Raw genomic sequence first — 5,715 nt, forward strand, 5'->3', positions numbered from 1 at the left:
TGCTTCATGCCCACAAGATTCGCAGGGTTTGTCGTCGAAAACAATCGAACCCTGCAAATCCAGGTCGCCGAGCCCGGAAAATCTCACAGCTAGATCAGTGCCTTACGAGTTATTCAAGGCCGACTAAAAAGCAGATGGCCACGCCCGTTTGGATGCCGAACACGTTGTGTTTTGTGCCAGAAAGCCTGGGATTGACCCGGACATCACCTCCAAGATCGACGATGCGGATCTCACCGAACTCGGCAGCCACCAGCTTGCGGAACCCATCGAAGGTCCTGCTGTCGATGAAGCTCCGATTGGTGACGAACGAAACGATGCCTTCGTCGCCGAGACGGTCGCTGGCCCAGCGATAGAACCGGGAATACATATCGTACAGCTTGGTCTTCTGAGCTGACGAGGCGGCAATGTAGGTGTCTTTGATCCGCCTATCAATATGATCGTAAAGCCGGTTTTTATTATTATCATTCTCGTTTTGCTGGTTGGCGTTGTAAGGTGGGTTTCCAATGATGACGCTGATCTTACGCCGGTTCTGGCGCTTGATGCGTTCGATGTTCTCGTCGCTCAGGGTGCCCAGCAAATCGAACTGATGGCCGGAATGGATGCCCAGGGCGTTGACGTTGTCCAGCGTGTCGACGAAGCAGAGATTGGTGAACTCAGTGAACTCCTCGGAGATGGCTAGATAGGTTGCCTCGATGTTCAGGTTCGCCACATAGTAGGGGAGGATCGCCACCTCGTTAGCATGTAGCTCCTCAAGGTATTTGTGCTTGAGTTTCTTTCGGTCGCCACGGAAATGCTCCAGCAACTCGACTATGAATGTACCGGTGCCGGTGGCCGGATCAAGAATCTCAACACCACGGTCGACCAGATTCTTGTCGAAGTGCCGTTCGCAAAGCCAGTCCGTGCCACGGATCATGAACCGGACGATTTCGCCGGGCGTGTAAACGACACCAAGCCGGTCCGCAGCTTTCAGGTTGTAGATTCTGTAAAAATTTTCATAGAGCGCTTTAAGGAAGCCCTGCTTTTCCGTATGGCTCTGGATGACTGCGGCGGTGCGACTGATGCCGGCATAGTATGGCTGAAGCGCGCGCAGCAGCTTCCTCTTTTCGCCGTAGCCGAAGAGCTTTTGCTCAAGGGTATGGAGGGCAGAGGCGACATTGTTCTGCTGATGGAAGTCGGGGTTGTCGAATACTTTTGCAAAGATGTCCTCTGTCAGAATATGCTGGACCAGCATTTCCTGGGCGTCGTTCTGGTTGACCGCGGGATTGATGGCGTCCTGCGCATGCTTCAGGAACGTTTTCTCTGCTTTCGCAAAATCCTTTGAGGCTATCCGCTTGTTGCCGATCAGGTCGCGAAGAGCAGTCAGCACTTCAGGCATGTCTAGGCTGAACTGCTTCACCGCTTTATTAAAGTCAGCGATCTCTGGGCGCTCATGAGCGAAGTAGCGGCTCAGAAGTCCGTAGAGAGCATCCGTGTCGGCCATCGCCACACGGGCTACTTCTAAGTTGTTTTGGATGAGAACGGCGGTGTGGTCGTCGGAATAGATAATATTGTCGCGGGGATATCCCCTGCGGGTCTTGGCCGCGATCTCGGCATCGAGATCGTCGTCGGCGTCTTTGGCTTCCCAATAGCCGAAAGGCACACGTAGTGCATGCAGGAGCGCACCGTCGAGATATATGCGGTTCTTCTGCGGAGTGACGATGTCATGCTCTGGGATAAACTGGAGCCCCTGGCCACGACCCCAGTGCTTCAGCAAATCCTTGAAGGCTTCCCGAAGGACGCTCTCTCGTCGGCTACCTGACGTGACACGAAGCCGGTCGAGTTCGGCACGGTACTCGTTGATGATCTGGCGGCTCACTGAAACCCTCGGGATGCACGGAGTGCTGCTTACCATCTAATAGATTGCGAGGGCGATGGATGTCAGCGTGCCTACTGGACGAGCGATCGCTTTTGAACAGTTCGAAATTCAGCGGGAACAGGCCTCAATGGGTCGAGAGTTGCCGGCCGGCAAGCGTTAGGGGACGTCCGCTCTTCACTGCTAGCCCTCCAGACCAGATGGTCCGCTTTCGGCCAGTCGTTGTGGTTAGGCGAGCGATCATTGGTTGTCCCGCTTCCAGAAAATGAATCGGACTTATCAGCCCTCACGAGAGAGGCCAGAGGAAGTCAGTGCTGGGTGGCTCATCCACAGTCTGCGGGCAGTGCTGAGAAGGGATCCAGCGCAGGAACCCCTAAAGGCTCGAAATGCCGGAGGTTGCGGGTCAGAATGGTGTAGCCGTGCTGCAGCGCCGTGGCAGCGATGGCGACGTCGGCCAGGCCCGGGTCATGCCCCTTGCCTCGTGCCAAGTCGGTTAGCCGACCCATGTGCCGCGCCACCTTGAGGTCCACGGGGATGATCCGAGCGCCGTAGAGATGAAGCAACGCCTCGAGCCACTCCGACAACCTCTCGGCCTTTCGTGTGGCTCCCTGCCTGCGGGCTCTGGCGATGCCATCCTCAACCTCGGCCACGGTGATGACGGAGAGGAAGAGGCCGGCGCTGTTGCGGTCCATCCAGGTCCCGAGGTCCGGGGCGGCAACCGCCTTGGTCGGCGCTCCGGCCGAGAGGACATTGGTGTCGATGAGGTACAGGGGTCAGAGCCCCGGATCGCGTAGGCCACCCTGCCGGGGAGGAAGATCGTCATCTTCCAGCGGAGCGGCTATCAACAGCCGACCGAAGGAGGGCACCTGGGACAGGCGCTGCCACTCTTCAAAGCTCACCACCACCGCCTCGGGACGGCCGTGGCGGGTGATGACCGAGGGCTGCCCGGCCCTGGCTTGGTCGACCACGGCCGACAAAGTGGCCTTGGCATCTCGAAGCTGAATTTCCTGCACATCGACCTCCATGACTACTGTAGTCATATTGTCGTCTGAGATGCCTGGGCGCAAGGGGAAAGCGACGATCTGGAGTCATGCGCCTGAGCATGCAGGAAACGCCGGGCTGGGCAGCTGGCCAGGGGCTTAGCCTCTCACCAGGGAGGCCTTCATGCCCTTCCTCAATGGAGGCTGACATGCGGACCGAAGGATCCGTCCCAAGCGGAAAGGACCGGCCGAGTTCCCGACCTGCGGGCCGGATCGTGGGTCCCAAGCGAGCGCTGAAAGAGAAGCAGATCTGGGCGATCCGGTTTTATCTTTCGAGCCAGAAGCGGGTACGCGACCGGGCCTTGTTCGACATCGCCATCGACAGCAAGCTCCGCGGCTGCGACGTGGTCCAGCTCAGGGTGGGCGATGTGACCTCTGGCAGCCACATCCGCACCCGCTCAACCGTTGTGCAGCAGAAAACAGGACGGCCGGTGCAGTTCGAGATCACCGAGACAGCACGGGATAGCTGTACCCGTCCGGCGTGGGCCGCGTTCGCAGGTCCTGCTGTCCGCTGTTTTTACGAGCATTCTTAAGTGTGCCGGTAAGAGCGGGCGGGGGTCGGATTGGAAATCATCACGGGGGTTGAGCGGCGCCGGCGCTGGCGGCCTGAGGAGAAGTTGCGGATCCTGGCCGAGCTCGACGAGCCTGGGGCGAAGTTCAACGACGTGGCGCGGCGCCATGACCTGAGCCGCGGACTGTTGTGGCAATGGCGGGAGGCGCGGCAGCGCGGCCGGCTGGTGGAGGATGGGCCGGTGTTCGTGCCGTTGCGCGTCGTGCCGGAGCTGCCGGGGCCGGAGCGGGGCGATACGGGCGCGGTGACAGCCGTGTTGTCGACGTGTCAGGCGACAGGGTAAACCCATCCACCGACGACATCAGGAACCCAGCCACCCTGCATAGCAGGGAGAGGCAAGTTGACGGATCGATTGGAGGTATTTCCGCCAGGCAAGGATGGGCGGAGGCAGGTGATGAGGACGCCGGACGAGGTGGTGGCGATGCAGCGTCTTCATGGTTTGGGCTGGGGCACCCGGCGGATCGCGGCAGAGATTGGGTGCAACCGGGAGACGGTGCAGCGCTATCTGGCCGCGGGTGGCTGGGCGCCGTGCCGGGTTCCGACCCGGCCCAGTCTGCTGGTGGGTCACACAGCCTGGCTGGATGAGCGGCTGCGGCGCCACCGGGGCAACGCGGACGTGGTGCGCCAGGAGTTGGCGTCCGAGCTGGGCATCGTGGTCAGCCTGCGTACGGTGGAGCGGGCTGTGTCGCATCTGCGGCGCGAGCTGGCGGCCGAGGCGCTGGCCACGGTTCGCTTCGAGACGCCGCCCGGGCGCCAGTTGCAGATCGACTTCGGACAGCGCCGGATCGCGATCGATGACGAGCCGGGCAAGGTGTTCCTGTTCGTAGCCACGCTGGGCTACTCGCGCCGGATCTATGCGGCGCCGTTCCGGCATGAGCGGCAATCATCCTGGCTGGAGGGGATCGAGGGTGCGTTCCGCCACTTCGGTGGCTTGCCGGGCGAGATGCTGCTCGACAATGCCAGCGCCCTGGTCCAGCACCACGACCCGGTGACGCGGGAGGTGGAGTTCAACAGCCGCCTGCACGCGTTCACCCGATACTGGGACGTGCGGCCGGTCGCCTGCGCGCCTTATCGAGCTCGCACCAAGGGCAAGGATGAGCGCGGCGTGGGCTACGTCAAGCACAACGCCATCGCCGGGCGGCGTTTCGCCTCGTGGGGTGCCTTGGAGGAGCATCTGTCCTGGTGGATGCGCGAGGTGGCCGACACGCGGGTGCACGGCACGACGGGCGAGGCGCCGATCGTGCGGTTCGAGCGCGAGGAGCGGCAGGCATTGCGCCCGCTGAACGGCCGACCACCGTTCCGGCAGCTGCGCGAGCTGAACCGGCGGGTGCAGGCTGATGCCTGCGTGGACGTCGACACCAACCATTACAGCGTGCCGTGGCGGCTGATCGGCGCCGAGGTCAGTGTGGTGGTGGGCGACAACCAGGTCCGCATCCATCATGCCGGGCTCGAGGTGGCCTGCCACGACAAGCGTCTCGGCCGTCGCGAGCGTGCTGTCGACCGCGCCCACCTGCACGGCATCGTGCCATGTCGGCCGGATCCTGCCCATGACCTCAACATCGTATCGCCCGCCGTGCTGCCCAGCATCGATCTGATCCTCCACGACTTCCGTGGACACCCTGAGGCAAGCTTTGAGCTGGAGGTGTTCGATGGATCAGCAGGCGACGAGGACCAAGCCGCGTTCCTACACGGAGGACTACAAGCGCCAGGTCGTGGACCTGGTGGTCGGCGGCGGGCGCACGCCGACGGCGGTGGCGGGCGAGGTTGGTCTGCACCCGACGCTGCTGTGCCGGTGGGTGCGCCAGTATAGCGCCGGCGGTAGCAAGACCGAGGCGCCGCAGCCTGCAGCTGCCTCCTCCCTCAAGCCCTTGCCGGTCCCGACGGCCGACCAAGCTGCTGAGATCGCGCGACTGCGGCGTGAGTGCGACCGGCTGCGCATGGAGCGGGACATTTTAAAAAAGTCTATTTCGATCTTCGCGGAACCACTGAGATGAAGTTCCGCGTGGTCGAGGACTGCCGCGATACCTGGGCGGTCCAGCCGCTGTGCCGCGTGCTGGGGATTTCGACCGCCGGCTACTACGCTTGGCGATCGCGGCCAGATAGCAGGCGCGCCATTGAGGACTGTGCCCTGCTGGCCGACATCCGCCAGGCCCATGCCAACAGCGGTGGCCGTTACGGCAGTCCCCGTGTGCATGCCACCTTGCGGGCACAGGGGAGAAAGGTTGGCCGTGGACGGGTCGAGCGCCTGATGC

At 62.2% G+C, this 5,715-nt stretch carries 7 protein-coding genes and 1 pseudogene; 5 read left to right on the forward strand and 3 right to left on the reverse strand.

Annotated elements, in window-relative coordinates:
• Positions 1-109: 109 nt before the first annotated feature.
• From ROTAS13_RS18370 to ROTAS13_RS18380, 3 genes are all read right to left on the reverse strand, one after another.
• Complete coding sequence (locus tag ROTAS13_RS18370) at positions 110-1,855, reverse strand: Eco57I restriction-modification methylase domain-containing protein (protein WP_083755601.1); 1,746 nt, start codon at positions 1,853-1,855, stop codon at positions 110-112.
• Between the two features lie 320 nt (positions 1,856-2,175).
• On the reverse strand, positions 2,176-2,622 hold the full coding sequence (locus ROTAS13_RS18375) for a type II toxin-antitoxin system VapC family toxin (RefSeq protein WP_075823040.1): 447 nt from the start codon (positions 2,620-2,622) through the stop codon (positions 2,176-2,178).
• A 3-nt stretch (positions 2,623-2,625) separates the two neighbouring features.
• Positions 2,626-2,877: a type II toxin-antitoxin system Phd/YefM family antitoxin gene (locus ROTAS13_RS18380; protein WP_253187707.1), complete on the reverse strand. Its 252-nt coding sequence runs from the start codon at positions 2,875-2,877 to the stop codon at positions 2,626-2,628.
• Positions 2,878-3,041: 164 nt separating this feature from the next.
• Between ROTAS13_RS18380 and ROTAS13_RS18385 the strand changes: the two genes are divergently transcribed.
• The 5 genes and pseudogenes from ROTAS13_RS18385 to ROTAS13_RS25805 all read left to right on the forward strand — a co-directional run.
• On the forward strand, positions 3,042-3,425 hold the full coding sequence (locus tag ROTAS13_RS18385; RefSeq protein WP_216348685.1) for a hypothetical protein: 384 nt from the start codon (positions 3,042-3,044) through the stop codon (positions 3,423-3,425).
• Between the two features lie 30 nt (positions 3,426-3,455).
• A complete protein-coding gene (locus ROTAS13_RS18390; protein WP_075823041.1) occupies positions 3,456-3,746 on the forward strand; it encodes a transposase in 291 nt (96 codons plus the stop codon).
• Positions 3,747-3,857: 111 nt separating this feature from the next.
• Positions 3,858-4,985: pseudogene (istA, locus tag ROTAS13_RS18395) on the forward strand (IS21 family transposase); the annotation flags it as partial.
• Positions 4,986-5,112: 127 nt separating this feature from the next.
• The gene (locus tag ROTAS13_RS28645) at positions 5,113-5,457 is read left to right on the forward strand and encodes a transposase (protein WP_075823043.1); all 345 of its coding nucleotides are present in this window, start codon (positions 5,113-5,115) and stop codon (positions 5,455-5,457) included.
• Positions 5,454-5,715, forward strand: a 262-nt coding sequence (locus ROTAS13_RS25805) for an IS3 family transposase (protein ID WP_139323432.1), incomplete at its 3' end; no start/stop codon positions are given. The genes ROTAS13_RS28645 and ROTAS13_RS25805, both read left to right, overlap by 4 nt.

Source organism: Roseomonas sp. TAS13 (genome assembly GCF_001950415.1).
GTDB classification, from domain to species: Bacteria; Pseudomonadota; Alphaproteobacteria; order Acetobacterales; family Acetobacteraceae; genus Roseomonas; species Roseomonas mucosa.

Excerpts from the sequence above, each read along its gene's own strand:
- ROTAS13_RS18380 (WP_253187707.1), bottom strand. The coding sequence starts at position 2,877 with ATGGAGGTCGATGTGCAGGAAATTCAGCTTCGAGATGCCAAGGCCACT.
- ROTAS13_RS18385 (WP_216348685.1), top strand. The coding sequence starts at position 3,042 with ATGCGGACCGAAGGATCCGTCCCAAGCGGAAAGGACCGGCCGAGTTCC.
- ROTAS13_RS28645 (WP_075823043.1), top strand. The coding sequence starts at position 5,113 with ATGGATCAGCAGGCGACGAGGACCAAGCCGCGTTCCTACACGGAGGAC.